Origin of the sequence: Micromonospora sp. M42 (assembly GCF_000568915.1) — a bacterium.
GTDB lineage: Bacteria > Actinomycetota > Actinomycetes > Mycobacteriales > Micromonosporaceae > Micromonospora > Micromonospora chalcea.
On sequence record NZ_KK037233.1, the window covers coordinates 4,127,932 to 4,151,816 of the forward strand.

Consider the following 23,885-nt stretch of genomic DNA (forward strand, 5'->3'; position numbering starts at 1 on the left):
TGGCCGCATGCACACGCGCTTCACCCCGGTCCGGGACTGCTTCCACGACCTGTTCGTCACCGGCCGGGAGACCGGCGCGTCGCTCGCGGTGTGGCACGACGGCGTACCGGTGATCGAGCTGATGGGCGGCACGGCGGCGGCGGTCCCGCCCAGTGCGGTCGTGCCGATGGCAGGGGCGGACCGCGCGTGGCGTCCGGACACGCTCGTGGACGTCTACTCGACCGGCAAGCCGGTGGTGGCGCTCTGTCTGCTGCTGCTCGTCGACCGGGGCCGGGTCGACCTGGACACGCCGGTGTCGGCGTACTGGCCGGAGTTCCGCACCCCGGCGACCGTCCGGCAGGTCCTCGCCCACACCGCCGGGCTGCCCGCCTTCCCGGTGCCCCGGCCCGCCGCGGCCATCGCCGACTGGGGCCTGCTCTGCGCCGACCTGGCGGCGGCCGAGCCGGAGTGGGACCCGGGCGCCGTCGCGGGCGAGCACGCCTGGACGTACGGGCACCTGGTGGGCGAGTTGGTCCGCCGGGTGGACGGGCGGCCGGTGGGCCGGTTCCTGGCCGAGGAGATCGCCGGTCCGTGGCGCCTGGACCTGGCCTTCGGGCTGGGTGAGGCCGACCGGCGGCGGTGCGCCGACCTGTCGTACGCCGATCCGGCCTGGCCGGACGCGATGCGCGGCGAGCCGGGTTCGTTGCGGGCGCGGGCGCTGGACAACCCGCCCGGCGGGCGCGACGTCGCGATGGTGAACAGCGACCTCTGGCGGGCCGCCGAGATCCCGGCGGTGAACCTGCACGCCACCGCCGCCGGGCTCGCCCGGCTGTACGCGGGCCTGCTCGCCGGCGGCGCCCTGGACGGGGTACGCCTGTTCAGCCCGGAGCTGGTCGCCGAGGCGACGCGGGTGCAGTATTCCGGGCCGGACCTGCTGCTGGACCGGCCGGTGTACTGGACGCTCGGCATGCAGTGGGAGCCGGACGGCAGCTGGGGCATGGGCGGGATCGGCGGCAGCAGCGCCTGGGCCGACCCGGAGCGGGGCTACACCTTCGCGTACGCGACCGCCCGGCTGGCCGACCACGATCGGGTGGAGGAGCTGGTCGAGGCGCTGCACTCCTGCCTCTGACGGTCAGTCACGTTCTGTAATTCCGGCGCGTCGTCACGCAGCGCATTCGGCCGGCAGTCGCGCCTGGCTTCCCCTTTTCCGACTTTGCTCTGCACCCATTGGCGCAGCACCGAGTTGAGCAGCGGATTTCCGCTAGGTCCGAAATCCGCGAGAGGCCCGCACGGTCACGTTCCGCAACGGGTGCGGATATGGCTGCAGAGCAAAGTCGGCGGAGGTGGATAGGCGCGGGCTAGAGGTGTAGTCACCCGCAGTAATCGTGGGCGCCGTGCTGCGGCCCGCGCGGGCCGCCAGCGACGTTGGGCTCGTGTGACGTTCGCGCTCGTGCGCGGGCGGCGGGCGGCGAGGGGCGAGGGCGTCAGCGGAGCCAGACCGGGTCGGCGCCGGGCACCTCCAGCGGCGGCGGGTAGTCGAGCGTGCGACGCACAGCGTCGGGCAGCCGCCACGGCTGGTGCACCGCCTTGCCCGCCACCGATTCCAGCTCCGGCACCCACCGCCGCACGTACGCGCCGTCGGGGTCGTAGCGCTCGGCCTGCCGTACCGGGTTGAAGCCGCGGTACGGCCGGGTGTCGTTGCCGGTGCCGGCCACCCACTGCCAGTTGCCCGAGTTGTTGACCCGGTCGCCGTCGAGCAACCACCGGAAGAAGACTTCCAGGCCGGGCCGCCAGTCCAGCCCGAGGTGCTTGGTCAGGTAGCCGGCGGTGATCAGGCGGGCCCGGTTGTGCATCCAGCCCTCGGCGCGCATCTGACGCATGCCGGCGTCCACGATCGGCATGCCGGTCCGTCCCTCGGTCCAGGCGTCGAGCGCGTGCTCGTCGTACCGCCAGTCCTCCCGGGCGCCCCGCCGGTAGGCGGCCGTGGACAGGTCCGGGAATCCGGCGACGACCTGGTGGTAGAAGTCGCGCCAGCAGAGCTGCCGGACGAACGGGCCGTCGCGGTCGCCGGCCCGGGTCGCCACCGCCAGCGGGGAGACGCAGCCGAAGCGCAGGTACGGGCTGAGCCGGGAGGTCTCGTCGCCGGCCATGTCGTCGTGGATGTCGTCGTACCGGTCGAGGGTGGGCAGCCAGGCGGTGAGCCGGCGGCGGGCGGCGTTCTCCCCGCCCACGGCGGCGGCCGGGCTGTCGCCCTTCGGCGGGTCGGGCAGGCGGCCCGGGTCGACGCCGTCGGGCAGCCGGACCCGCTTCGGCGCGGCCAGTTCGTCCCGCAGGCGCACGCCCTGCCAGGCGCGGAAGTAGGGGCTGAACACGCGGTAGTGGTCGCCGCCGCTCGGGCGCAGCGCGCCCGGCTCGTTCGTATTTTTGAGGCCGGGGAACAACCGCAGGAACATGCGGTGCCGGTCGCACTCGGCGCGCAGGCGGGTTCCCGGCTGCGGGCGTAGTGGCTGAAGTCGGCGGAGAGCCCGACGCCCTCGGCGCCCACCTTCCGGGCCAGCTTCACCGTCTCGGCCACCGGGTCGCCGCGCCTGATCACCAGGTCGCCGCCGCGCTTGCGCAGCGCCTCGCGCAGGTCGGCCAGGCTCTGGTGCAGGAAGCGGGTGCGGTTCGGCGAGAGCTGCTGCAACTCCGGGTCGAGCACGTAGAGCGGCACCACCCGCTCGAACGCGGAACAGGCGGCCGCCAGCGCCGGGTGGTCGTGCACCCGCAGGTCGCGGGTGAACAGCACGACCGCCGTCCGGCCGGTCATCCGGCCAGGGCCGGTTCCAGCGCCGGGCCGGGCACCTGAACCGGCGTGCCGGGCGGGGTGAGCAGCGCCCGCGCGGCCACCGCCATCCGGCGCCGCTGCGGCACCAGGGCCCGGCGGACGAAGACGTCGTAGTCCTGCGCGGCGACCTCGTCCAGGATGCCGCCGTAGAGCGCGTACGCGGTGCGCATGCACGCCTGCGAGGCGGGGTTGAGCAGCGGGATGCCCGGCGCGGCGGCGAGGTAGTGGGCCTGCGCGCGGGTCACCTCGTACTCGATCAGCTCGCGGATGCGCGGCGTGGTGCGACCGGCGGCCTTGGCCGCGACGAGGTCGGCGCGGGTGACGTCGAACTTGGCCAGATCCTCGTCGGGCAGGTAGGTCCGGCCCCGGTCGAGGTCCTCGGCGACGTCCCGGATGAAGTTGGTGAGCTGGAAGGCGAAGCCGAGCTGGCGGGCGGGCTCCCGGGCGGCGGCCGGGTCGGAGCTGCCCAGGATCGGCAGCATCATGGTGCCGATGACGGCGGCCGAGCCCTCCATGTAGTCGAGCAGGTCGTCGTAGGTCGGGTACGACATCACCGTCAGGTCCATCGCCATGCTGCGCAGGAACGACGCGAAGTCGTCGCGGTCCAGGTCGAACACGGCGATGGTGTGCAGCACGGCGGGGAGCAGCGGGTCGTCGACCGACGCGCCGTGCAGCCCGGCCACGAATCGATCCGACCACTCGCGCAGCCGGGCCGCGCGCTCGGCGGGCGGCAGGTCCTCGGTACGGTCGACGATCTCGTCCGCGTAGCGGGTGAATCCGTACAAGGCGTGCACATGTCGCCGTTTCCAGGCGGGGAGCAGCCGGGTGGCGAGATAGTAGGTACGGCCGTGACGCCGGTGCAGCTCGCGGCAGCGGTCATAGGCGGCGGCCAGATCCACGTCCATCGGCCCTCCTCAGTTTCGACGCAGCAATCGACGCAACTCGTAACCCTAGGGTACGCTCGCCCACATGGCCAACGACGCAGTTGCGGGTAATGCGCTCCGCGTCGCGCCGGCTCAGGCCGGGGCGACGGACGATCCGGTCCGCGGCGTACTGGCCGCGTTCACGAAAGACCTGATCAAAGGGGTCGATGAGACGCTGGTGGCGTTCCTGGCCGCAGAAGTCGATTCGCTGACCGAGATCGACGCAGCGATGGGTGCATTCGCCGCAACCGCGCGCGACTGCGTGCTGGCCGGCGGCAAACGGGTCCGGCCCACGTTCGCGTACTGGGGATGGCGGGGCGCTGTCGGCGGGGAGGAACCGATGTGTTCGGTGCTCCCGGCCCTGTCCGCCCTCGAACTGCTGCACACGTTCGCGCTCGTGCACGACGACGTGATGGACGCTTCCGACACCCGGCGCGGGCTGCCGACCGCGCACCGGGCCGCCGCCGCCCGGCACCGCGCCGCCGGGCACGCGGGCGACCCCGACCGGTACGGCGAAGCGGTCGCCGTCCTCATCGGCGACCTCTGCATGGTGTGGGCCGACCGGCTCATGGGCCACGCGGCGGTCCCCGCCGAGCGGCTGCTCGACGTGCGCCGCTGCTACGACCAGATGCGGGTGGAGACGGTCGCCGGGCAGTTCCTGGACGTGCTCGGCGAGAACGACGCGGGGAACTGGACGGTCGACCGGGCGCTACGGGTGGCCCGGTACAAGACCGCCAGCTACACGGTCCAGCGGCCGCTGCTCTTCGGCGCCTGCCTGGCCGGCACCGACGCGGACGACCCGCTCATCGCCGCGTACACCCGGTACGGGCTGGCCGTCGGCGAGGCGTTCCAGCTCCGCGACGACCTGCTCGGCGTCTACGGCGACCCGGAGACCACCGGCAAGCCGGCCGGGGACGACCTGCGTACCGGCAAGCCGACCGCGCTGCTGATGCTGGCCCGGCAACTCGCCGACCCGGCGCAGCGCCGGGCGCTGGACCGGGCCGGCTCGGTCACCACGGCACGCGACGTGGACCGGCTTGCCGACGTGGTCCGCGACACCGGCGCCACCGCCCGGGTGGAACGGATGATCGCCGACCGGGTCACCGAGGCGCTCGCCGCGCTCGGCACCGCACCGATCGACGAGACCGCGCGCACCGCGCTGACGGGTCTCGCCACCGCCGCCACCGCGCGGCGGGCATGATGAGCAACTTCGCGAGCAAGGGGGCCGGAATGCGTACCGTCAAGGGACGGACCGACCGGGTGGTGGTGGTCGGCGCCGGGCTGGGTGGGCTGGCGTGCGCGCTGCACCTGGCCGGCAGCGGCCGGCAGGTGACGGTGCTGGAGCGCGAGCCGGTGCCCGGCGGGCGCGCCGGGCGGCTCAGCGTCGACGGGTACGAGTTCGACACCGGCCCGACCGTCCTCACCATGCCCGACCTGATCGCCGAGGCGCTCGGCGCGGTCGGCGAGGAGCTGACCGACTGGCTCGACCTGAGCCCGCTCGACCCGGCGTACCGCGCCTACTACCCGGACGGGTCGACGCTCGACGTCATCACCGACACCACCCGGATGGCGGCCGAGATCGCGCGTGTCTGCGGCCCCCGGGAGGCGGACGGCTACCTGCGTTTCGTCGACTACGCCCGCAACCTGTGGCAGTGGGAACGGGCCGACTTCATCGAGCGCAACCTCGACGCGCCGACCGACCTGCTCACCGGCAACCTGCTGAAGTTGTTCGCCAACGGCGCCTTCCGGCGGCTCCAGACGAAGATCAACCAGTTCTTCCGCGACCCGCGTACCCAGCGGATCTTCTCCTTCCAGGCCATGTACGCGGGCCTGTCGCCGCACGACGCGCTGGCGATCTACGCGGTCATCGCGTACCTCGACTCGGTGGCCGGTGTCTGCTTCCCGCGCGGCGGCATCCACGCGGTCTCCCGCGGGATGGCCGGCGCGGCCGAGAAGCACGGCGTGCAGTTCCGGTACGGCACCACGGTGACCCGGGTGGAGACCGCCAACGGCCGCGCCACCGGCGTGATCACCTCCGACGGCGACTTCGTCCCCGCCGACACGGTGGTGCTCAACCCCGACCTGCCGGTCGCCTACGAGGACCTGCTGCCGCCCAGCCGGCAACGCAAGCTCACCTACTCGCCGTCCTGCGTGGTGCTGCACATCGGTTCGACGCAGGGCTATGGCAAGATCGCCCACCACAACATCCACTTCGGGCGCTCCTGGAAGGGGACGTTCGACGAGGTGATCCGCCGAGGCGAGCTGATGACCGACCCGTCGCTGCTGGTGACGAACCCGAGCCGCACCGACCCGTCGGTGGCGCCGGCCGGGAAGCACACCTACTACGTGCTGGCGCCGGTGCCGAACCTGGAGCGGGCGCCGTTCGACTGGACGGGCGACCTCACCCAGCGGTACGCCGACCAGCTCGTAGGCACGCTGGAGGAACGCGGATACGTCGGCTTCGGCGACGGCATCGAGGTGATGCGGGCCGTCACCCCGGCCGACTGGGCGGCACAGGGCATGGCCGCCGGCACGCCGTTCGCCGCCGCGCACAGCCTCTTCCAGACCGGGCCGTTCCGCCCCTCCAACCTGCACCGGAAGCTGGACAACGTGGTCTTCGTCGGCTCCGGCACGCAGCCGGGCGTGGGGGTACCGATGGTGCTGATCAGCGGCAAGCTCGCGGCGGCCCGGATCACCGGGGCGACGGCATGAGCGAGCGGGAGGAACACCTGGTCGAGCTGGTCGGCGACGACGGGCAGGTGCTCGGCGAGACCACCGTGGCGACCGCCCACCAGCCACCCGGCCGGCTGCACCGGGCCTTCTCGGTGCTCCTGGTCGACCCGCAGGGGCGGGTGCTGCTGCAGCAGCGGGCCGCGGTGAAGACGCGGTTCCCGCTGCGCTGGGCGAACTCCTGCTGCGGGCACCCGCTGCCGGGCCAGTCGCTGACCGAGGCCGCCAACCGGCGGCTCGGCGAGGAACTCGGCGTCGGCCCGGTCGAGCTCACCGAGGTGGGCGTCTACATCTACTACGCCGAGGACCCGGCGACCGGCCGCGTCGAGTTCGAGTACGACCACGTGCTGCGCGCCGACGTACCCGCCGACCTGGTGACGCGGCCCGATCCGGACGAGGTGGCCGAGCTGCGCTGGGCCGACCCCGGCGCGGTGGTGGCCGACCTGGACGCCGACCCCCGCGCGTACGCCCCGTGGCTGGGCGGCGTGGTCAACCGGCTGCTGCATCCGGCGGGCCCGGCCCGGCCGGGCGTCGCGGCCTCCGAGGCACCGGAGCGGTCGGGTGGCCGATGAGGCGCTGAGCGCGGGGGCCGTGGCACGCCGGTTGGGTGTGGCGGTCACCACGCTGCGCACCTGGCACCAGCGGTACGGCCTCGGTCCCAGCGAGCACGTGCCGGGCCACCACCGGCGCTACACGCCCGCCGACCTCGCCCGCCTGGAGATCATGCGCCGGCTGACCACCGAGGGGGTGGCGCCCGCCGAGGCGGCCCGCTGGGCCCGGCAGGCCCCGGCCGTGCCGCCGCCGGACCGGCTCGCGCTCAAGGCACGGACCTCGGCGGTACGCGACGGCGGCGGCACGACCATCCCGGTCGGCCGGGCCGGCCCCGCCGCACGGGGGCTGGCCCGTGCCGCGATGCGCCTGGACTCGGTGACCATCGCGCGGACCATCGCCGAGGCGCTCGCCGCCGACGGGGTGGTGGCGACCTGGGAGGGGCTGCTCCGGCCGGTGCTCACCGGGATCGGGGAACGGCACGCCGCCACCGCCGGCCTGATCGAGGTGGAACACCTGATGTCCCGGTGCGTCTCGGTGGCGTTCGCCACGGTGATCCGGGCCCACCCGAACGGCGGACCGCCCCGGATCCTGCTCTCCTGCGCCGACGAGGAACAGCACTCGTTGCCGCTGGAGGCGCTCGCCGCCGCGCTCGCGGAGGCCGGTGTGAGCTCTCGCATGCTCGGCGCCCGGGTGCCGTTGCCCGCCCTGGTGGAGGCGGTCAACCGGACCGGGCCGGCGGCCGTGGTCCTCTGGTCGCACACCCGCGCGACCGCCGACCCGTGCCAGCTCACCGCGCTGCTGACCGTCCCCCGCCGGCCGCTGCTGGTGCTCGCCGCCGGGCCCGGCTGGCGGGCCGACTCGCTGCCGGCCGGGGTGGTCCGGCCGGTGGATCTGGCCGAGGCGCTCTCCCTCGCCCTGGCGGTACGGGACTCGCTGGACCAGTCGACGAAGGGCTGACGGCCCTTTTCGCTCCGGGGCGCGTCCACTACGGTCGGAAAGTCCGTCTGACCCCGACCCCTCCGGGAGCGACGAATGCGTCCACGCGCCCTGCCGGCGCTCGCCCTGGGCCTGGTGCTCCTCGTCACCGCCTGCGGCGAAGCCGGCAAGTCACCCGATCAGGCGGCGGCCTCGCCGTCGGTCTCGGCGTCGCCGTCGCCCGTGACGAAGCCCTCACCGACCCCGACCGCCACCCCCAGGAAGCCGAAGCTGCGCCCGGTGCCCAAGAAGCTCCCGGCGGGCCTGCACCGGGCCAGCGGGAGCAGCGGGGTGGCGCTCACCTTCGACGACGGACCGGATCCCCGCTACACCCCGCAGATCCTGGCCCAGCTCCGGGCGGCCCGGGTCACCGCGACGTTCTGCGTGGTCGGCCAGCAGGCCAAGCGCTACCCGGAGCTGGTGGCCCGGATCGTCCGCGAGGGTCACCAGCTCTGCAACCACAGCTGGCACCACGACGTGAACCTCGGCCGGCGGTCGGCCACCGAGATCCGGGCCGACCTGGAACGGACCAACGACGCCATCCGCGCCGCCGCGCCCAAGGCGCCGATCACCTGGTTCCGCCAGCCCGGCGGCCGGTGGACCGCCGAGGAGATCGTGGTGGCCCGGCAGATGGGCCTGCGCCCGCTGCACTGGAGCGTGGACCCGCAGGACTGGGACCACCCGCCGGCGAAGACGATCATCAAGCGGGTGAAGGGCGCCACCCGGAACGGCTCGATCGTGCTGATGCACGACGCGGGCGGTGACCGGGCCCAGACGATGGCCGCGTGCCGGCACCTGATCCCGGACCTGAAGCGGCGGTACGGCATCGCGCGACTACCCTGACCTGCGGTTTTGCCCGGCGTCGCGGCCATGCCCATACCGGTTTGGCCGTCCGTGCAGACATGACATATGCTTCTCCTGCCTCCGGCGGGGCCGGATGGGAGCAAGTCCGCTTGAAGTTGCGAGTGTGCAATGATGGCGGGGCCGCCCTCATCGTCTAGCGGCCCAGGACGCCGCCCTTTCAAGGCGGTAGCACGGGTTCGAATCCCGTTGGGGGCACGGTCCGGCTCGCGCCGGATGCAACACCAGCCAGGTCCTGTGGAGCAGTTGGAGTGCTCGCCGCCCTGTCAAGGCGGAGGTCGCGGGTTCAAGTCCCGTCAGGACCGCAAGCGCTGACGCCGCGCAGCTCAATGCGCGGCGTTCTGCGTATCGGCTCGTGCGGTAGCATGTGCCGAGCACCACGGCCAGGTAGCTCAGTTGGTACGAGCGTCCGACTGAAAATCGGAAGGTCGGCGGTTCGACCCCGCCCCTGGCCACATAGCCTTTCGCCGGGCTACAGGAACGCCGACCAGCGGATACGCAGGTCGGCGTTCTGCTTTTCAGCCCAGATGGGCCGCCTCCGCCCGCAGATGCTCGAGAAAGTGCGTGACCGCCGGCGGCGGCGTCCTGCCCCGCACGGTCGCCGCGAATATCTGCCGTACCGACTCGTCGTCCGGGTGCAGGCGGAGCAGGGCGATGTCCGGCGGGGTTCCGCGTACCGCCAGGGCCGGAACCAGGGCCACCCCCAACCCGGCGGCGACGCATCCCAGCTTGCCGGTCCACTCGGCCGCGACGATGTCGATGCGCGGCGAGAAACCGCTGGGCAGGCTTGCGCGGAGCAGGCTGTTCTCCGCGGTGGCCGAGCCCACGACGAACGCTTCCGGGGCGAGGTCCGCCAGGCGCACCGAGCGGCGGCGCGCCAGCCGGTGGTCACGCGCGACCGCGACCAGGAGCCGCTCGTCGAGCAGGTGTCGCAGGTCGAATCGTTCGCGGTCCAGCTCGCCCGTGGGCGAGGTGCTGACCACTGCCACATCCGCCTCCTCGGCGAGCAGGCGCTCCAGCAGCCGCGGCGTCACGCCCTCGACCAGCGAAAGCGAGACCTCCGGGTAGGCCGAGCGGAACGACGCCATCGCCCGGGGTACGAGGGCCGCGACAGCGGTCGGGAAGGCGCCCACACGCAGCCGCCCTCGGCCGAGCCCACGCAGGTCGTCGAGGTCACGCCGGGCCGCGGCGAGCCGGTCGAGGACCGCCTCGGCGTGCGGGAGCAGCTCTCGTCCCTCCTCGGTGAGGGCGACGCCGCGGGGCAGCCGGTCGAAGAGCCGGGCGCCGATGTCGGCCTCGAGCGCGGCTATCTGCCGGGAGACAGCCGACTGGGTGAAGCTGAGGGCGCGCGCGGCGGTGGTGATCGAGCCGTGCCGCGCGACGGTGCGGAACACCTCCAGCAGCTGAGTCTCCATGGGCAGGCATGGTAATCACGCATGGCAGGCATGCAAGACATTCGTTTGTCGCATTGCTTTCACCGGCCTAGCGTTACCGCGTGAAGATCATCGCGGTCCTCGGGACCGGGCACATGGGTACGCCGATCGCGCGCCGCCTCCTGGCCGGCGGCAACCGGGTCAGAGTGTGGAACCGCAGCCCGGAGCGTTCGGAGTCGCTCGCCGCGGTCGGCGCGACGGTGGCCGCGAGCCCGTCCGCCGCAGTCGACGGAGCCGAGGTCGTCGTCGTCATGCTCGCCGACGCCGGCGCGGTCGAGACGGTGCTGTTCGGGCCGGACGGCGCCGCCACCGCGCTCCGACCCGGGACGGTCGTGGTGCAGATGTCGACGATCGGGCCGGACGAAGTCCGAGCGGTGGCCGGCCGGCTTCCGGCGGGCGTCTACCTCCTCGACGCCCCCGTCGGCGGCAGCGTCAACGCCGCCCGGGCCGGCACGCTGGTGATCTTCGCGGGCGGCCCTGCCGATGCCGTGGAGAGGGCGGCTCCGGTGCTGGGGCAGCTCGGGACGGTCCGTCACTGCGGTCCGATCGGCGCAGGTGCCGCCGTCAAACTCGTCGCGAACACGGGCCTGGTGACGGCTGTCGCCGCGCTGCACGACGCGCTGGCTGTCGCCGCAGCGCTCGGTGTCGACAGGCAGACCGCCCTCGACGTGCTCGACCGTGGGGCCCTCGGCGGCGCGGTCGGACGGGCCACCGCCCCGGGCGCCTCGTTCGCAGTCACGATGGCGGCGAAGGACGCGCGGCTGGCGCTGCGCCGCCCGGTGCCGGCCCCCGTGCTGGAGGCCGCCCTCGACCTGATGCGGGCCGCGCCGGACCAGGACGCCGATCTCTCCTCCCTCGTCTCCCCCGACTTCTGCGAAGGGACGCTGATGCGCCTCACCCTGGACAACCCCGAATCCGTCGCGGCCCCGTTCGGCGACCGCTTCGCGCACGTCGCCCGGATCGATGTCGGCGGCGGCGCGCTGCTGATGCTCGCCGGACAGGTCGCCGTCGACGACGACGGCGAGGTGGTGGCCCCCGGAGACGCCGGCGCCCAGGCCGAACGGATCTTCGAGATCGTGGGCGGCGTGCTCGCGGCGCACGGTGCGAGCTTCGACGACGTGCTGCACGTCCGCACGTTCATGACGGACCTGGCTGACCTGTCGGCGTACGCGGCCGTCCGGCGCCGACTCTTCACTGGCACACCGCCGCCGGCGAGCACGACTGTCGAGATCAGCAAGCTCTTCCTGCCGGGCGCTGTGCTCGAGGTCGAGGTCACGGCCGTGGTCCGGTCCCGCTAGGTGTCGCGACGATTGCGCTTCCCGATCGACGGGCCGTATCCACGGCCGGCACAGGTCGCCACCCTGAGTACCTAACGGGTGTACAGTCCCCGGCAACGGCGGCGGCGCCTACGGTGAGCCCGCTGAGTGACGGACGGAATGAGGCAGGTGAGCACCAGAAGGTCGCGTGTGCGGACGCTGCGTACGGCTCTGACGTCGGTCCTCGTACTGGCCGTGATCCTGGTGGGCGGGTGCGGCCGGGTCTCGGGGCTCCTGGATTCCGTCTCCCTGTTCCATCCGGTGTGGGCCGCCGACGGCTGGGTCTACTACCTGCGGGAGGTGACCTCGACCTCGGGCTCGGGAGTAGCCGAGGTGTGGCGGCAGCGGCCCGACGGGAGCGGCGAGGAAGCCGTTCTCACGCGCGCCCCGGCGGTGCCCGCCTGCGAAGCGGGCTTGTTCAGCTTCTTGTTCGCCGACCCCGACGGCGACCTCGGGGTGGCCCTCGAATGCGGCTGGGACGGAACGGAGCTGCTCACCTACTCGCCGGCCGACAAGACGTTCGAGCCTCTGGCGTCGACGCGCTTCCTCGCCGGTGCCGCACTCGTGAACGGTGACGGCAGGGGATATGTGCAGGCGCGCCGGCAGTGCGGGCCGGGGGGAATCCAGCTGCTCGCTGACGGGAAGGCGTCTGAGTTCCCCTCTCCGGTGACGGTCGACGGGACAACCTTCAACCTCAGTGGCAGTGATACGGGTTGCGAGTCCATGGTGCTGGTGCGGTCGCCGACAACCATGGGTGAGCGGCTGTTCTTCATCACCGCACCCGACACCCTCGGCAGGTTGCCGCTGCCTGTCGAGGTGTATCCGTCTGACTTCACCTGGCACCTGACCGAGTGGGACGTCGGATCGGCCACGGCCAGGTTCCTCGCGGAGCTTCCCGGGCTCGCCGACCTGGCGGTGTCGCCGGACGGCAGGTCGGTGATCGCCGCCGTCGCGTCGGATCACGTGGGCGGCGTGTGGTCGGTCGACGTCGACACCGGGAAGAAGACGCGGATCGCCGACGGTAAGCGCGCGTACCACCCGAGCTTCTCTCCGGACGGCAAGCGGTTCGTCTACGTCGAGGCCTTCAGGCGGCTGAGGTTCGCCGAGGCACGGTAGTCGCCGGCCGGCTCACGCCGCGAGGGACGCCCCGCGCCTCGGCCGCACGATATGTTGCACGCTGTGACAGGGCCTGAGATCACCGTTGCGACGCCGGAAGACCGTGGCAGCGTGGTCACCTCGCTGGTCGCGGCGTTCACCAAGGATCCGGTCCTGCGGCACCTGTTCCCCGACCAGGCGACCTATGCGCGTTATGCGGCCGTCTTCTTCGGGCACCTGTTCGACAAGCGGGTGCACAAGGAGACGATCTGGACGATCGGGCACGGCGCGTCGGTGGCGATCTGGGAGCCGCCGGCATCCGGGAGCGCACAGCCGGACGACGATCTCGCCGCCCGGCTTCCCGCCGACGTGTTGCACCGCGTACGCGCCTACGACGAGGCGGTGCACGCCGCGCTGCCGTCGGCGCCGTTCTGGTACCTGGGGGTGCTGGGTACGCACCCGGACCACGCCGGCCGCAGGTGGGGCCACGCCGTGATGCGGGTGGGGCTGGACCGGGCCGCCGCGGACGGCCTGCCGGCGATTCTGGAGACCAGCAACCCGGACAACGTCGAGGTGTACCGGCGCGCCGGCTGGGAGGTGGTGCACGCCTTCGCGGAGCCGCTGCCCACCTGGGTCATGCGGAATCGCCGCACCTGACCGTACGACAGAGATCCCCACCGGCGGAGACGCCGGTGGGGATCCGCCGTTCAGACGCCGGCGGGCTGCTCCGCGGTGTCCGAGGCGCAGCAGGCGCTCTCGGTCACCTTCTCCAGCTGCGGTGAGTCGGCCTTGACCGTGTAGACCTCCCACGGCTCGTCGCCGGGGCCGCGCACCCAGACCTTGTCCTGGAGCGCGTAGCAGCACTCGGTGTCGTTCTCCTCCAGCGTGATCAGGCCGGACTCGGTGAGCCGGCTGGTCGCGGCGTTCACCTCGCCGGTGGTGGCCACCTCGACCCCGAGGTGGTCCATCACCGTCGGCAGGCCGGGCTCACCTTCGAGGAGTACGAGCTTCAGCGGCGGGTTCTCCACCGCGAAGTTGGCGTAGCCGGGGCGGCGCTTGGCCGGCTCGACGCCGAACAGCTTGCTGTAGAAGGCGACGGAGCCTTCGAGGTCGGAGACGCGCAGGGCGAGCTGGACGCGGGACATGTGAACTCCCTGTCTAGATGTTTATCGAAGCAGACTCCACCCTGCCCTCTGCTTTGAAGTCTGTCAACCTAGAGAAATGTCGAAACAAGCGCTGCCGGCGCCTCGGCGTCGGAGATCTGCGTCCGACTCCGAGCGGCGTGGCACCTGGGCCTGGCACCGGGTACGCCCGGAGGCGTTCCGCCAACTCGGCGCGCCTGTCCCACCACACAGCGCTGTCGTGGAGCGGCGTTCCCGGTGTCCGGAAGCGGGCGCAACGGAAGCTGCGCACCGAGACATGAGCCGGTATGGTCCGGACCTATGGGACAGGAGATGGCCGATCCGGATGAGGTCCGGCAGGAATCCGACCGCTTCTCCCTCCGCAGCAACCTGTTCGTCCCGGCGTCGGCCGAGCGGGCGTACGCCGTGTTCACCGGATCGCTCGCCGACTGGTGGGTACGCGAGTACACCTGGTCCGGCCCGCAGGCGCTCGCCGCGCTCGGCATCGAACCCCGGGCCGGCGGCATGCTCTACGAGATCGGCCCGTACGGCTTCCGCAACGACTGGGGCCGCGTGCTGACCTGGGATCCGCCCCGGCGTCTGGTCTTCACCTGGCAGATCGGCCCGGACCGGGTGCCGGTGCCGGACCCGGCCGGCGCCAGCGAGGTGGAGGTCCTGTTCCACCCCGAGGGCCCGGAACTGACCCGGGTCGAGGTCGAGCACCGCTACTTCGACCGGCACGGCGCCGCGGCCGAGGGCTACCGCGAGGCGCTCACGGCCGGCTGGCACGAGTTGCTCTGCCGCTACCTGGCGACGGTCGCCCGCACCGCCTGACCCGTACCCGATGGGCCCGGTCAGCCGGTGATGCCCGGCGTCGCCGCGGCGCCGGGCACGCCGGTGCCGCCGAGGTCGGCGCGGCGGCCGGCGTCCGCGCCCGGCGCGAAACCACCGCCCGCGAGGCGCCGTCGCGGCGCGGTGCGCAACCTGGGGTACGCCTCGGCGACCCGGCGCTGGACGCGGTCGGAACGGTCGGCGAGTACCAGGGCCGTCGAGGGGCCGCCCGCCTCGGCCACCGCGTTCTCCTCGGCTGCGCGCAGCCGCTGCGCGACGACGTACGCGAAGCCGGCCAGCCAGGTACGCCGGAACGCGGCCGGGTGCTCCCCGTCCGGCACGGCGGCTCCCGCCAGTCCGTGCGCGGCCTGCACCAGCAGCGAGGTGAACAGCAACTCGACGCGTTCCAGGTCGCTGGCGAAGCCGAACAGGTGCATGGCGAAACCGTTGCCCTGCCGTCGGCGTACGCAGCGGCAGCGCAACGGTTCGGCGACCGCGGCCAGAAGTCCGGCCTTGTCCCGGGCGTACGGCGCGACCACCTCGACCGTCCGGTCGCCCACCGGGTCGACGGCCGGGTCGCGTGCCGCGAGCAGCGCCCGGTCGACGCCGTAACGGGCGATCAGCTCGGTGGCCTTGGCCATGAACGCGGCCGACTCGGCGGGCGTGCAGGCCGGGTCCTCGGCCTGGGCGAGCAGCTTGCGCACCTTGCTGAGCATCGCCTCGGACATGACCCAGAGCTATCACAGCCGGCGCGCGTCGCGGCGCGGCGGGCTCAGTCGGACCGGCTGCGCAGCGTGGCGATGGTCGAGCCGGCGAGGGTGAGCAGGCAGTCGGGCAGCAGCCCGTCGGCGGCGGCCGCGCCGAACAGCGCCTCACCGGTGTCGGCGTCGTCGTTGGCGCACGCGCTGACGAAGCGGGCCACCCAGCGGGTGTCGTAGTCGGCCTGGTCGATGCCGGGGAAGTCGAGGGCCGCCCCGCCGGCCGGCGCGTCGTCGCCGAGCATGGTGGCGGCCAGGCACCACGCCACCCCGTACGCCCCGGCCAGGCCGGAGCGGTCCACCACCGCGTCGAACGTGCCCACCACCCCGGCGCCGTCGCCGGCGAGGGCGGAACGGAGCACGGCGGTCGCGTCGTCCAGCGTCTGCTGTGCTTCGTCGTTCACCCGCGGAACAGTAGCGCCGGGGGTCAAGCCGTGACCCGGAAATCGCTCGATGAACACGCAGCGTGATTCCCGCAGTCGGGGTGCCGACGGAGCCGACTCCACAGTCCCGCCTACCGCGTGGGCACGCTAAGGTGCGCAGCGGACCTTCGCCGGAGGAAGGACGACCATGCTGAGAACACGCACGTCGCGCGCGGCCCTGTCCATGGCCTGCGCGGCGCTCCTGCTCGCCACGAGCGCCTGCGGGAGCGACGAGCCGGAAGAAGCGCCCGCCACCCAGGTGCGCCTCTACGGCACCGACGGCAACATGCTCAATTCATACCCAGCCGAGCTGAAGGATCGGGCGGATCTGGTGAACGGGATGAAGGGCACCACGCCCCTCACTCCGCTGCCCGAGAGCTTCAAGGAACGACTACTCGCCGTAGACGCGAAGCTGGGTGACTTCCTCTACTCCGCCGAGTCCTACGACGCGGTCGTGATCAGCGCGCTGGCCGCCCAGCTCGCCGGCACCACCGCGCCGGGCGAGATCGCCAAGCAGATCGTCGGGGTCACCACCGGCGGCGAGCGCTGCGACGAGGTGGCGACCTGCCTCCAGCTCGCCCGCGCCGGTCAGGACATCCAGTACCGGGGCGTGTCGCTCACCCGGGCCGGGTTCACCGACAACGGCGAGCCGGCCACCGCCAGCTACGGCACCATGCACTTCGACAACCAGAAGATCGACGACAGCAAGACCGAGTTCGTCGGCGCCGGTGAGGAGTCCGGGGCGAGCAGCAAGACGCCGCCGCGCGGTCGCAAGCTGCGCGACGGGAAGGCGAAGGACGCGCCGCTGGTCCTCGGCGGCCTCCTGCCGAAGACCGGTGACCTGGCGCTGGCGTACCCGCCGCTGGCCGCTGGCGCCGCGCTCGCGCTCCGCGAGGTCAACGCCGCCGGTGGTGTGCTCGGTGAGCCGGTGAGGTGGGTCGAGGGCGACGACGGCACCAACCCGGCGGTCGCCAAGGCCACTGTCGCCTCGCACGTCCGGGAGGGCGTCCACGTCATCATCGGCGCCGGTGGTTCCGGCATCTCCCGGGCGGTGCTGCCGGACGTGGTGGCCGCCGGGCGGATCCTGTTCTCGCCGTCGAACACCGACGCGGGGCTGAGCGCGGTGGACGACAACGGCCTCTACTTCCGTACCGCCCCGCCGGACAGCCTCCAGGGTCGCGCGCTGGCCGACGTGATGCTCCGGGACGGGCCGCGCAAGATCGCGATCCTGGCCCGTAAGGACTCCTACGGCGAGGGCCTCCAGGAGAACGTCCGTTCGGAGCTGGAGAAGGCCGGCATCGGCGCGGACCGGGTCAAGCTGCTGACCTACGAGCCGCCGGAGGACCCGAAGACCCCCGTCGACTTCTCCGGCATCGCCCAGGAGATCAAGGCGTACGGGCCGGAGGCGCTGCTGCTCATCGGCTTCGCCGAGTCCGCGCCGGCGATCCCGGCTCTGGCGGACGCCGGAGTCCAGATCAGACGCTGAGAAGCGCCGACGACGAGGGCCGCACCGGGAACACCGGCGCGGCCCTCGTCGTGTTCCGGCTCAGCGCGCCTTGCGCCGGTCCAGGAACTCGGTCATCCGCCGGTGTTTCTCCTCGTCCTCGAAGAGCACCGCCTGGCTGAGCAGGTCGAGTTGCGGGTGCGCGGCCGCCGGGGCGTCCACCGCCAGCTTGGTCAGCCGCAGGGCCAGCGCGGAGCCCTTCGCCATCTCGTCGAGCAGACCGTGCGCGGTGGGCAGCAGCTCGTCCGGTTCGGCCACCACCCGGTTCACCAGCCCGATCCGCAGCGCCTCCGCGGCGTCCACCCGCCGGCCGGTGAAGAGCAGCTCCTTGGCGCGGGCCTCACCGATCAACGCCGGCAGCCGGTAGGTCGCGCCCGCGCCGGCCAGGATGCCCAGCCGCACCTCGGGCTGACCGAAGACCGCGCGGTCCGTGCACACCCGCAGATCGCAGGCGTACGCGAGTTCGGCGCCGCCGCCCAGCGCCGGCCCGTCGACGGCGGCCACGGTGGGCATCGGGAGCGCCCGGATGCGGGCGAAGACGCCCTGGTTGATGGCGGCCAGCGCGTCCAGCCGGCCGCGCTCGCGCAGCTGGGCGATGTCGGCGCCGCCGGCGAAGATGCCCACCGTCCCGCCGGTGAGCAGCAGCAGCCGGGGGCGTGCCTCCAGGTCGGCGCAGACCGCGTGCAGCTCGGCCACCAGGTCGGCGTCGATCGCGTTGCGTTTCTCCGGCCGGTCCAGCGTCACGACCAGCCGGTCCGGCAGCTCCTCGATCCGCAGCCCGCTCATTTCTTCTGGCCGTCCTTCCAGGTGTAGAAGCCCTGCCCGGACTTCTTGCCCAGCTTCCCGGCGGCCACCATCTCGACCAGCAGCGGCGGCGGCGCGAAGCGGTCCCCGTACGCGGCCTGGAGCGTACGCGCGATGTCGAGCCGCACGTCCAGTCCGACCAGGTCGGTCAGCTCCAGCGGTCCGATCGGGTGCCGGTAGCCGAGCACCATCGCCTTGTCGATGTCGGCCGGGCTCGCCACCTCGTCGGCCACCATCCGGATCGCCTCCAGGCCGAGCGTGACGCCGAGGCGGGAGGTGGCGAAGCCGGGCATGTCGCGTACGACGACGGGGTCCTTGCCCAGCCGGGCGGCGAGCGCGACGGCCGCCTCGGTGGTCTGCGGCGCGGTGGCCGGGCCGACCACGACCTCCAGCAGCGCCATCGCCCAGACCGGGTTGAAGAAGTGCAGCCCGACGAAGTCGGCCGGGCGGTCCAGCCCGGCGGCCAGTTCGGCGATCGGGATGCTGGACGTGTTGCTGCCCAGCAGCGCGGGGCGGCGGCTCTCCGCCTCGCGCAGCACGGCGCGCTTCAGGTCGAGCCGCTCGGGCACCGCCTCCACGATCACGTCGGCGCCCTCGGGCACCTCGGTGAGCCCGGCCCGCAACGTGACGCGCCCGCGGTTGGCGGTGGCGGCCTCCTCGGTCAGCTTGCCGCGCTGCACGCCCCGGTCCCACAGCTCGCCGAGCCGGCGGACGGCCTCGGCGCCCCGCGCGGGGTCGACCTCGACCAGTTCGACCGCGTACCCGGCGCCGGCCGCCACGTACGCGATGCCGAGGCCCATGGTGCCGGCCCCGACGACCACAAAACGACCACTCATCGGTGTCCCCTCGCCGCGGCGGGGGCGCGCGGGGTCTCCGCCGCCGGGCCCGTCCGCTCGCTCGTTCCTGCATGCGACCCTATGCAGGGCCGGGCCGCCGGGATGAGTGGGGGCGGAGCGGACGGGGTAAGGACGGCCGTCAACGTCGAAGGAAGGAACGAGATGAGCCAGGCACCGGAGAGCGCGGAGAACACCGAGACGGTCGAGACCCGCGGCGACGAGCGGGTGGACCTGCTCCGCGCGGACACCAACAACGACGGCAAGACCGACGTGTGGGTGGTGGACACCGACGGCGACGGCAAGGCCGACCTGTTCCAGTTCGACACCGACGGTGACGGCAAGGTGGACATCACCATGGTGGACATCGACGAGGACGGCACGCCGGACGAGGTGGTCGACGGCGACGGCGGACTGCCCCCGGAGCAGACCACCCCCACCGTCCAGGTCTGAGCATGTAAGGAAGGGCCCCTTGTTAACGCCTGGGCGCTTGAAAGGGGCCCTTCCTAACGCCGCAGCTCCAGCGTGGCGAGGTAGTACGGGTGGTCGGTGTCGTCCACGTCGGCCAGTCGCCACGGTGAGCCGTGGACCAGCTCGGCGAACTCCTCGGGCGAGCAGACCAGGTAGTCGAACCACCCGGTGCCGAGCAGCCGGTAGCGCAGCCGCAGCCGCAGTTGCCCGCCGATCCGGCCCCGCTGCCGGTTGCGCTCGTGATAGGCGGTGTGCACCGGGTCGGTGGTGCCGTACGGGTCGGTACCGTGGGCGATCACCCGGGCGCCGGGGCGGGCCAGGGCGGCGAGCGCGGCCAGCATCGCGGGCGCCCGTTCCCGCCCCTCGAACAGCCCGAGGTTGTTGCCGAGCAGCAGGAACGTGTCGTAGCGCGGCTCGTCGGCGGTGTGCTCGTCGACGGTGCCGTGGACGAGGTCGCGTACGCCCCGGTGCCGGCTGACCCGCAGCGCGCCCAGCGAGGTGTCCAGGCCGGTGACGGGCACGCCGCGCTCCTGGAGTTCCAGCGCGATCCGTCCGGCGCCGACGCCGACGTCGAGCACGTGCCCGCGTACCCGGTTCACCGCCCGGTGGTCGTGCGGCTGCCACAGCTGCGGCGGGTCCAGGTAGTGCCCGGCGGGCGCGCCGTTGATCAGCCCGTCGTCCCGCTCGATGATCTCGATGACCGGCCGGGGCAGGCGTCCACCGGCCATCGGCCGGGGTCCGATCCCGGTGGCGACCGCGTACGCGTCGCGGATCATCTCGCCGAACACGTCGCCGATCTCGGGTTCCCCGGTCATGCCCGCAACGCTATCCGGGGGTCGGCGGCGCCGTGGCCGCCGTATCCTGGGCGGCGTGACCGACCTGGACCGCCTGGCGGCGGAGAAGTACGTCCTGCTCACCACGTTCCGCAAGGACGGCCGGGCAGTGGCGACACCGGTGTGGGCGGTACGCGACGGTGACTCGCTGGCGGTGTGGACGGTGTCCGACTCCGGCAAGGTGAAGCGGATCCGGCGCGACGGCCGGGTCACTGTGGCGCCGTGCGACGTGCGCGGGCGACCGCACGGCGATGCGGTGCCGGCACACGCGACGATCGCCGATCCGGAGAGCACCCGGCGGGTGCGGGGCCTGCTCAAGCAGAAGTACCGGCTGATCGGGCGGCTGAGCCTGCTCGGCAGCCGGCTGCGCCGGGGCGAGGGGGGCACGGTGGGGCTGCGGATCGTGCTGGACGGCGCGGCCCCCGGACACGATTGAGCCCGGGCACGATTAAGGGCGGCGCCGCGACGGCACCGCCCCTGATCGGAACGCCGGAGAACGCCGGTTCGTCAGTCTCCCTGGCGCTGCTGGGGGATCTGCCCCTGCAGTAGCGCCCGAACCTCTGACTCACGGTAGCGGCGGTGGCCGCCAAGGGTCCGGATGGCGCTGAGCTTGCCAGCCTTGGCCCACCGGGTCACCGTCTTCGGGTCGACACGGAACATCGACGCCACCTCGGCCGGTGTGAGTAGCGGCTCAGGTTCGTGCGTTCGCGATGCCATCGGGGTCACTCCTCCACATGTATAGACATCGGCCGGGGTCCCGCCGGCCGACGCGTCTCCCATGGTCCGGCTAGTCCCCGATGTCCGACATGGGCCGAACGGCTGAAGGTCCCTAGACGGACGGATGAAGCATGCCCGATTTTTACGACTTTTATGCCGCAGAAACTACCTTATTAGGACTCATGATCACGGTTCGTGACGCATCAACTACGAGACACTCTCGTGTCCAAGACCACTTATCGGGGTAAACCGGGCGTCAGTTGCAGCGCTCCAACAGCTGCACCGCGCGCCAGCGGGCGACCAGCTTGTCGTACGCGGCGGACGCCTCCTCGGCCTCGCCCCGGCCCAGTCCGGACAGTCCGGTGGCCACCAGATCGGTCGAGTCGTCGGCTTCGAGCGTCTCGTCCGGCAGCAGTTGAACCAGGCCGCCGTAGTCCAGCTCGACCACCGAGCGCGGGTGGAACTCCTCCAGCCACCGGGCCGCCTCCTCGACCGCCTCGGTGATCGGCGCCTCGCCGATCGACTTGCGCAGCACCGACAGCGCCCGCGACGCGCGGCGGCGCGCCTTGGAGATCTCGGTGCGGTAGCGCAGCGCGCGCCGCTCCGGCTCGGTGACCAGGTGCCGCTCACCCGCCTCGAACAGCACGAACCAGCGCAGCGGCACGCCCCAGGTGGCGATCTGCTCGTGCACCCGGGGCACGCCGTGCTCCAGCACCCGGGCGCCGCTGCGCCAGTCCTCCACCACCGCCTTGGCCTGCCCGGCGAGCACCGGCGGCACGAACGCGTCGGCCAGCACCGAGGGCACGCCGTCGCGGGCGCTCAGCGCCGCCTCGGCGACCCGGATGCGCAGGTTCCAGGGGCAGACCAGCAACGAGTCGTCCGACTCCAGGACGTACGCCTCGTCGGGCAGGTCGGGCAGCCGGGTCCAGCCCGCGCCCAGCGCCTCGATCACGGCGGTCCGTTGTCGTACCGGCCCTTCCAGCGGGGCGATCGCCCGGCCCTCGCTGACGTACCGGCGCCAGTAGGACTGCCGGTCCCGGTCGAAGGCGGTCAGCGGCTCGTACACGCGCAGGTATGAAGCGAAGAGCGACGGCACGGCGCGATCCTCCCACGAGACGGGACCGCCCGTCGCCGCCCGTGAGCCCGTGGCGTGACGTGCGCGACAGTACGGTTCGGGCCGATATTAGGCTCAGAGACACCGGCAGCATCCCGCCGGCGTGCCACCAGGTTCCGCTCCCCACAAGGGCGCTCACCGACACAGGAGTCAGCCATGGGCGTATTCGCCAGCACCGACGACCCCGTTTCCACGGGGCATGAGCAGGTCGTGTTCTGCCAGGACAAGCAGTCCGGCCTGAAGGCGATCATCGGGATCTACTCCACCGCGCTGGGCCCCGCGCTCGGCGGGACCCGGTTCTACCCGTACGCCACGGAGGCCGACGCCCTCGCCGACGTGCTCGACCTCTCCCGCGGCATGGCCTACAAGAACGCGCTGGCGAACCTCGACCTCGGTGGCGGCAAGGCGGTCATCTGGGGCGACCCCGAGCAGATCAAGAGCGAGGCGCTGCTGCGCGCGTACGGCCGCTTCGTCGAGTCGCTCAACGGCCGCTACTACACCGCCTGTGACGTCGGCACGTACGTCGCGGACATGGACGTGATCGCGCGCGAGACCCGGTACGTCACCGGCCGCAGCGTGGAGCACGGCGGCGCGGGCGACTCCTCGATCCTCACCGCGTGGGGCGTGTTCCAGGGCATGCGGGCCGCCGCCGAGCACGTCTGGGGCAGCCCGACGCTGGCCGGCCGCCGGGTCGGCGTGGCCGGGCTGGGCAAGGTCGGCAAGTACCTGACCGCCCACCTGCTCGACGACGGCGCCGAGGTCGTGGCGACCGACGTGAACCCGCGCGCCCTGGAGTGGGCGCGCGCCACCCACCCGCAGGTCACCCTGGTCGACGACACCGCGGCGCTGGTCGCCTCCGACATCGACGTGTACGCCCCGTGCGCGCTCGGCGGCGCGCTGAACGACGAGACCGTGCCGGTGCTGCGGGCGAAGGTCGTCACCGGAGCGGCGAACAACCAGCTCGCCCACTCGGGCATCGAGAAGGTGCTCGCCGACCGGGGCATCCTCTACACCCCGGACTACGTGGTGAACGCGGGCGGCGTGATCCAGGTGGCCGACGAGATCGAGGGCTTCAACTTCGAGCGCGCCAAGCTGCGCGCCACCCGGATCTTCGACACCACCCGGCAGATCCTCCAGCTCGCCGACGACGAGGGCGTACCCCCGGCGGTGGCCGCGGACCGGCTCGCCGAGCGGCGGATGGCCGAGGTCGGCCGGCTGCGCGCGATCCATCTGCGGTGAAGCTCACCTCCGGGGGCGGAGCGGCGACTCCACCCCCGGAGGCCGTGCGCGTTAAGCTGAGCCTCGGGCCCGTTCGTACCCATTTGTCCGCTGTCACGGCCAGCCCCGGACCTTACCCCTTACCCGGTACACTTGGTGACGGCTGGACCACTGCGACGCGCAGGTCCGGTCGACGGTGACCCGAGGTGCCGAACGATGGCATCCCCATGTACCGTAAGAGCCACGAGAGATGCCTGACGTCATCGGGGCCCGCCTTCGGGCTGCCCCGCATTCTGTGCGAGGGGGTCGAGCCATGGGGCGCGGCCGTGCTAAGGCCAAGCAGACGAAGGTGGCGCGGGAGTTGAAGTATCACTCCCCGAACACCGACCTAACCGCCTTGCAGCGCGAACTGGCGGGTAGTGGGAAGTCTGAGCACAACTTCGACGACGACTACAAAGAGTATGTCGACGACGATGACGAGGACCACGCGGACGACGACCCGGACACCTGGGCTCGTCCGACCCGCTGACCTCCGGTCACATCTGAGCACGCGGTAACCCCCGCGTGC

At 72.5% G+C, this 23,885-nt stretch carries 25 protein-coding genes, 3 tRNA genes and 1 pseudogene; 18 read left to right on the plus strand and 11 right to left on the minus strand.

Going from position 1 to position 23,885, the window contains the following annotated elements:
• The first annotated feature begins 7 nt into the window (after positions 1-7).
• Positions 8-1,108 carry a serine hydrolase domain-containing protein gene (locus MCBG_RS18935; protein WP_043327517.1) on the plus strand — a complete coding sequence of 367 codons (1,101 nt, stop codon included), beginning with the start codon at positions 8-10 and terminating at the stop codon, positions 1,106-1,108.
• A gap of 355 nt (positions 1,109-1,463) precedes the next feature.
• On the opposite strand, the pseudogene MCBG_RS18940 reads toward MCBG_RS18935, so the two are convergent.
• Positions 1,464-2,788 (minus strand): annotated as a pseudogene (locus MCBG_RS18940) (deoxyribodipyrimidine photo-lyase).
• Complete coding sequence (locus MCBG_RS18945) at positions 2,785-3,711, minus strand: phytoene/squalene synthase family protein (RefSeq protein WP_043327518.1); 927 nt, start codon at positions 3,709-3,711, stop codon at positions 2,785-2,787. The pseudogene MCBG_RS18940 and the gene MCBG_RS18945 overlap by 4 nt, the downstream one beginning before the upstream one ends.
• 64 nt (positions 3,712-3,775) lie before the next feature.
• Between MCBG_RS18945 and MCBG_RS18950 the strand changes: the two genes are divergently transcribed.
• The 8 genes from MCBG_RS18950 to MCBG_RS18985 all read left to right on the plus strand — a co-directional run bounded on the left by MCBG_RS18950 (position 3,776) and on the right by MCBG_RS18985 (position 9,302).
• On the plus strand, positions 3,776-4,930 hold the full coding sequence (locus MCBG_RS18950; protein WP_043327519.1) for a polyprenyl synthetase family protein: 1,155 nt from the start codon (positions 3,776-3,778) through the stop codon (positions 4,928-4,930).
• 29 nt (positions 4,931-4,959) lie between these two features.
• On the plus strand, positions 4,960-6,441 hold the full coding sequence (gene crtI, locus MCBG_RS18955; RefSeq protein WP_181373707.1) for a phytoene desaturase family protein: 1,482 nt from the start codon (positions 4,960-4,962) through the stop codon (positions 6,439-6,441).
• Positions 6,438-7,031, plus strand: a complete 594-nt coding sequence (gene idi / locus MCBG_RS18960) for an isopentenyl-diphosphate Delta-isomerase (RefSeq protein ID WP_043327521.1) — start codon at positions 6,438-6,440, stop codon at positions 7,029-7,031. The genes crtI and idi overlap by 4 nt, the downstream gene beginning before the upstream one ends.
• Entirely contained in the window at positions 7,021-7,968 is a 948-nt protein-coding gene (locus MCBG_RS18965; protein ID WP_043327522.1) for a MerR family transcriptional regulator, read from the plus strand. The genes idi and MCBG_RS18965 overlap by 11 nt, the downstream gene beginning before the upstream one ends.
• A 75-nt stretch (positions 7,969-8,043) precedes the next feature.
• The gene (locus MCBG_RS18970) at positions 8,044-8,829 is read left to right on the plus strand and encodes a polysaccharide deacetylase family protein (RefSeq protein ID WP_043327523.1); all 786 of its coding nucleotides are present in this window, start codon (positions 8,044-8,046) and stop codon (positions 8,827-8,829) included.
• Between the two features lie 143 nt (positions 8,830-8,972).
• Positions 8,973-9,045, plus strand: a tRNA-Glu gene (locus MCBG_RS18975).
• A 33-nt stretch (positions 9,046-9,078) separates the two neighbouring features.
• A tRNA-Asp gene (locus tag MCBG_RS18980) sits at positions 9,079-9,152 on the plus strand.
• A 76-nt stretch (positions 9,153-9,228) separates the two neighbouring features.
• A tRNA-Phe gene (locus MCBG_RS18985) sits at positions 9,229-9,302 on the plus strand.
• Between the two features lie 63 nt (positions 9,303-9,365).
• Here the strand turns inward: MCBG_RS18985 and MCBG_RS18990 are convergent.
• A complete protein-coding gene (locus MCBG_RS18990; RefSeq protein ID WP_043327524.1) occupies positions 9,366-10,262 on the minus strand; it encodes a LysR family transcriptional regulator in 897 nt (298 codons plus the stop codon).
• Positions 10,263-10,342: 80 nt separating this feature from the next.
• Here MCBG_RS18990 and MCBG_RS33090 point away from each other — a divergent pair, with 80 nt between their 5' ends.
• The 3 genes from MCBG_RS33090 to MCBG_RS19010 all read left to right on the plus strand — a co-directional run bounded on the left by MCBG_RS33090 (position 10,343) and on the right by MCBG_RS19010 (position 13,348).
• Entirely contained in the window at positions 10,343-11,578 is a 1,236-nt protein-coding gene (locus MCBG_RS33090) for an NAD(P)-binding domain-containing protein (RefSeq protein ID WP_198033307.1), read from the plus strand.
• Positions 11,579-11,746: 168 nt separating this feature from the next.
• Positions 11,747-12,712, plus strand: a complete 966-nt coding sequence (locus tag MCBG_RS19005; RefSeq protein ID WP_043330752.1) for a TolB-like translocation protein — start codon at positions 11,747-11,749, stop codon at positions 12,710-12,712.
• Between the two features lie 51 nt (positions 12,713-12,763).
• The gene (locus MCBG_RS19010) at positions 12,764-13,348 is read left to right on the plus strand and encodes a GNAT family N-acetyltransferase (protein WP_043327525.1); all 585 of its coding nucleotides are present in this window, start codon (positions 12,764-12,766) and stop codon (positions 13,346-13,348) included.
• Positions 13,349-13,398: 50 nt separating this feature from the next.
• Here the strand turns inward: MCBG_RS19010 and MCBG_RS19015 are convergent, their stop codons facing one another.
• Positions 13,399-13,836 carry an ArsI/CadI family heavy metal resistance metalloenzyme gene (locus MCBG_RS19015; RefSeq protein ID WP_043327526.1) on the minus strand — a complete coding sequence of 146 codons (438 nt, stop codon included), beginning with the start codon at positions 13,834-13,836 and terminating at the stop codon, positions 13,399-13,401.
• 297 nt (positions 13,837-14,133) lie between these two features.
• Here MCBG_RS19015 and MCBG_RS19020 point away from each other — a divergent pair, with 297 nt between their 5' ends.
• Positions 14,134-14,646, plus strand: coding sequence for an SRPBCC family protein (locus MCBG_RS19020; RefSeq protein WP_043327527.1), 513 nt, complete (start codon positions 14,134-14,136; stop codon positions 14,644-14,646).
• 20 nt (positions 14,647-14,666) lie between these two features.
• On the opposite strand, the gene MCBG_RS19025 is transcribed toward MCBG_RS19020, so the two are convergent.
• Together MCBG_RS19025 and MCBG_RS19030 are read right to left on the minus strand one after the other, a co-directional pair.
• Entirely contained in the window at positions 14,667-15,371 is a 705-nt protein-coding gene (locus tag MCBG_RS19025) for a DUF2786 domain-containing protein (RefSeq protein WP_043327528.1), read from the minus strand.
• Positions 15,372-15,415: 44 nt separating this feature from the next.
• Positions 15,416-15,805 carry a hypothetical protein gene (locus MCBG_RS19030; protein ID WP_043327529.1) on the minus strand — a complete coding sequence of 130 codons (390 nt, stop codon included), beginning with the start codon at positions 15,803-15,805 and terminating at the stop codon, positions 15,416-15,418.
• A 166-nt stretch (positions 15,806-15,971) separates the two neighbouring features.
• On the opposite strand from MCBG_RS19030, the gene MCBG_RS19035 reads away from it, so the two are divergent.
• Positions 15,972-17,309: an ABC transporter substrate-binding protein gene (locus tag MCBG_RS19035; protein ID WP_043327530.1), complete on the plus strand. Its 1,338-nt coding sequence runs from the start codon at positions 15,972-15,974 to the stop codon at positions 17,307-17,309.
• Positions 17,310-17,369: 60 nt separating this feature from the next.
• On the opposite strand, the gene MCBG_RS19040 is transcribed toward MCBG_RS19035, so the two are convergent.
• Together MCBG_RS19040 and MCBG_RS19045 are read right to left on the minus strand one after the other, a co-directional pair.
• Complete coding sequence (locus MCBG_RS19040; RefSeq protein WP_043327531.1) at positions 17,370-18,113, minus strand: enoyl-CoA hydratase/isomerase family protein; 744 nt, start codon at positions 18,111-18,113, stop codon at positions 17,370-17,372.
• On the minus strand, positions 18,110-18,967 hold the full coding sequence (locus tag MCBG_RS19045) for a 3-hydroxyacyl-CoA dehydrogenase family protein (RefSeq protein WP_043327532.1): 858 nt from the start codon (positions 18,965-18,967) through the stop codon (positions 18,110-18,112). The genes MCBG_RS19040 and MCBG_RS19045 overlap by 4 nt, the downstream gene beginning before the upstream one ends.
• A gap of 162 nt (positions 18,968-19,129) precedes the next feature.
• Here MCBG_RS19045 and MCBG_RS19050 point away from each other — a divergent pair, with 162 nt between their 5' ends.
• Positions 19,130-19,417 (plus strand): hypothetical protein, encoded by a 288-nt coding sequence (locus tag MCBG_RS19050; protein WP_043327533.1) that lies wholly within the window; start codon positions 19,130-19,132, stop codon positions 19,415-19,417.
• 53 nt (positions 19,418-19,470) lie between these two features.
• On the opposite strand, the gene MCBG_RS19055 is transcribed toward MCBG_RS19050, so the two are convergent.
• Positions 19,471-20,250, minus strand: coding sequence for a class I SAM-dependent methyltransferase (locus tag MCBG_RS19055; RefSeq protein WP_043327534.1), 780 nt, complete (start codon positions 20,248-20,250; stop codon positions 19,471-19,473).
• Between the two features lie 55 nt (positions 20,251-20,305).
• Here MCBG_RS19055 and MCBG_RS19060 point away from each other — a divergent pair, with 55 nt between their 5' ends.
• Complete coding sequence (locus MCBG_RS19060) at positions 20,306-20,704, plus strand: PPOX class F420-dependent oxidoreductase (RefSeq protein ID WP_043327535.1); 399 nt, start codon at positions 20,306-20,308, stop codon at positions 20,702-20,704.
• Between the two features lie 71 nt (positions 20,705-20,775).
• Here MCBG_RS19060 and MCBG_RS19065 read toward each other — a convergent pair whose 3' ends face one another.
• Positions 20,776-20,985, minus strand: coding sequence for a BldC family transcriptional regulator (locus MCBG_RS19065; RefSeq protein ID WP_007073996.1), 210 nt, complete (start codon positions 20,983-20,985; stop codon positions 20,776-20,778).
• Positions 20,986-21,241: 256 nt separating this feature from the next.
• A complete protein-coding gene (locus tag MCBG_RS19070) occupies positions 21,242-22,081 on the minus strand; it encodes a hypothetical protein (RefSeq protein WP_030500602.1) in 840 nt (279 codons plus the stop codon).
• Between the two features lie 174 nt (positions 22,082-22,255).
• Between MCBG_RS19070 and MCBG_RS19075 the strand changes: the two genes are divergently transcribed.
• The gene (locus MCBG_RS19075; protein WP_043327536.1) at positions 22,256-23,338 is read left to right on the plus strand and encodes a Glu/Leu/Phe/Val family dehydrogenase; all 1,083 of its coding nucleotides are present in this window, start codon (positions 22,256-22,258) and stop codon (positions 23,336-23,338) included.
• A gap of 292 nt (positions 23,339-23,630) precedes the next feature.
• Positions 23,631-23,846: a DUF3073 domain-containing protein gene (locus tag MCBG_RS19080; RefSeq protein WP_013283429.1), complete on the plus strand. Its 216-nt coding sequence runs from the start codon at positions 23,631-23,633 to the stop codon at positions 23,844-23,846.
• The last annotated feature ends 39 nt before the right edge of the window (positions 23,847-23,885 follow it).

Bases quoted from the DNA above. Each gene is read 5' to 3' on its own strand.
- MCBG_RS19025 (WP_043327528.1), bottom strand. From the start codon at position 15,371: ATGTCCGAGGCGATGCTCAGCAAGGTGCGCAAGCTGCTCGCCCAGGCC.
- MCBG_RS19020 (WP_043327527.1), top strand. From the start codon at position 14,134: ATGGGACAGGAGATGGCCGATCCGGATGAGGTCCGGCAGGAATCCGAC.
- MCBG_RS19035 (WP_043327530.1), top strand. From the start codon at position 15,972: ATGCTGAGAACACGCACGTCGCGCGCGGCCCTGTCCATGGCCTGCGCG.
- MCBG_RS18990 (WP_043327524.1), bottom strand. From the start codon at position 10,262: ATGGAGACTCAGCTGCTGGAGGTGTTCCGCACCGTCGCGCGGCACGGC.
- MCBG_RS19055 (WP_043327534.1), bottom strand. From the start codon at position 20,250: ATGACCGGGGAACCCGAGATCGGCGACGTGTTCGGCGAGATGATCCGC.
- crtI (WP_181373707.1), top strand. From the start codon at position 4,960: ATGCGTACCGTCAAGGGACGGACCGACCGGGTGGTGGTGGTCGGCGCC.
- MCBG_RS19065 (WP_007073996.1), bottom strand. From the start codon at position 20,985: ATGGCATCGCGAACGCACGAACCTGAGCCGCTACTCACACCGGCCGAG.
- MCBG_RS19075 (WP_043327536.1), top strand. From the start codon at position 22,256: ATGGGCGTATTCGCCAGCACCGACGACCCCGTTTCCACGGGGCATGAG.
- MCBG_RS19045 (WP_043327532.1), bottom strand. From the start codon at position 18,967: ATGAGTGGTCGTTTTGTGGTCGTCGGGGCCGGCACCATGGGCCTCGGC.
- MCBG_RS18935 (WP_043327517.1), top strand. From the start codon at position 8: ATGCACACGCGCTTCACCCCGGTCCGGGACTGCTTCCACGACCTGTTC.
- MCBG_RS19010 (WP_043327525.1), top strand. From the start codon at position 12,764: ATGTTGCACGCTGTGACAGGGCCTGAGATCACCGTTGCGACGCCGGAA.
- MCBG_RS19040 (WP_043327531.1), bottom strand. From the start codon at position 18,113: ATGAGCGGGCTGCGGATCGAGGAGCTGCCGGACCGGCTGGTCGTGACG.
- MCBG_RS19080 (WP_013283429.1), top strand. From the start codon at position 23,631: ATGGGGCGCGGCCGTGCTAAGGCCAAGCAGACGAAGGTGGCGCGGGAG.
- MCBG_RS18970 (WP_043327523.1), top strand. From the start codon at position 8,044: ATGCGTCCACGCGCCCTGCCGGCGCTCGCCCTGGGCCTGGTGCTCCTC.
- MCBG_RS18950 (WP_043327519.1), top strand. From the start codon at position 3,776: ATGGCCAACGACGCAGTTGCGGGTAATGCGCTCCGCGTCGCGCCGGCT.
- MCBG_RS18945 (WP_043327518.1), bottom strand. From the start codon at position 3,711: ATGGACGTGGATCTGGCCGCCGCCTATGACCGCTGCCGCGAGCTGCAC.
- MCBG_RS19015 (WP_043327526.1), bottom strand. From the start codon at position 13,836: ATGTCCCGCGTCCAGCTCGCCCTGCGCGTCTCCGACCTCGAAGGCTCC.
- idi (WP_043327521.1), top strand. From the start codon at position 6,438: ATGAGCGAGCGGGAGGAACACCTGGTCGAGCTGGTCGGCGACGACGGG.
- MCBG_RS19050 (WP_043327533.1), top strand. From the start codon at position 19,130: ATGAGCCAGGCACCGGAGAGCGCGGAGAACACCGAGACGGTCGAGACC.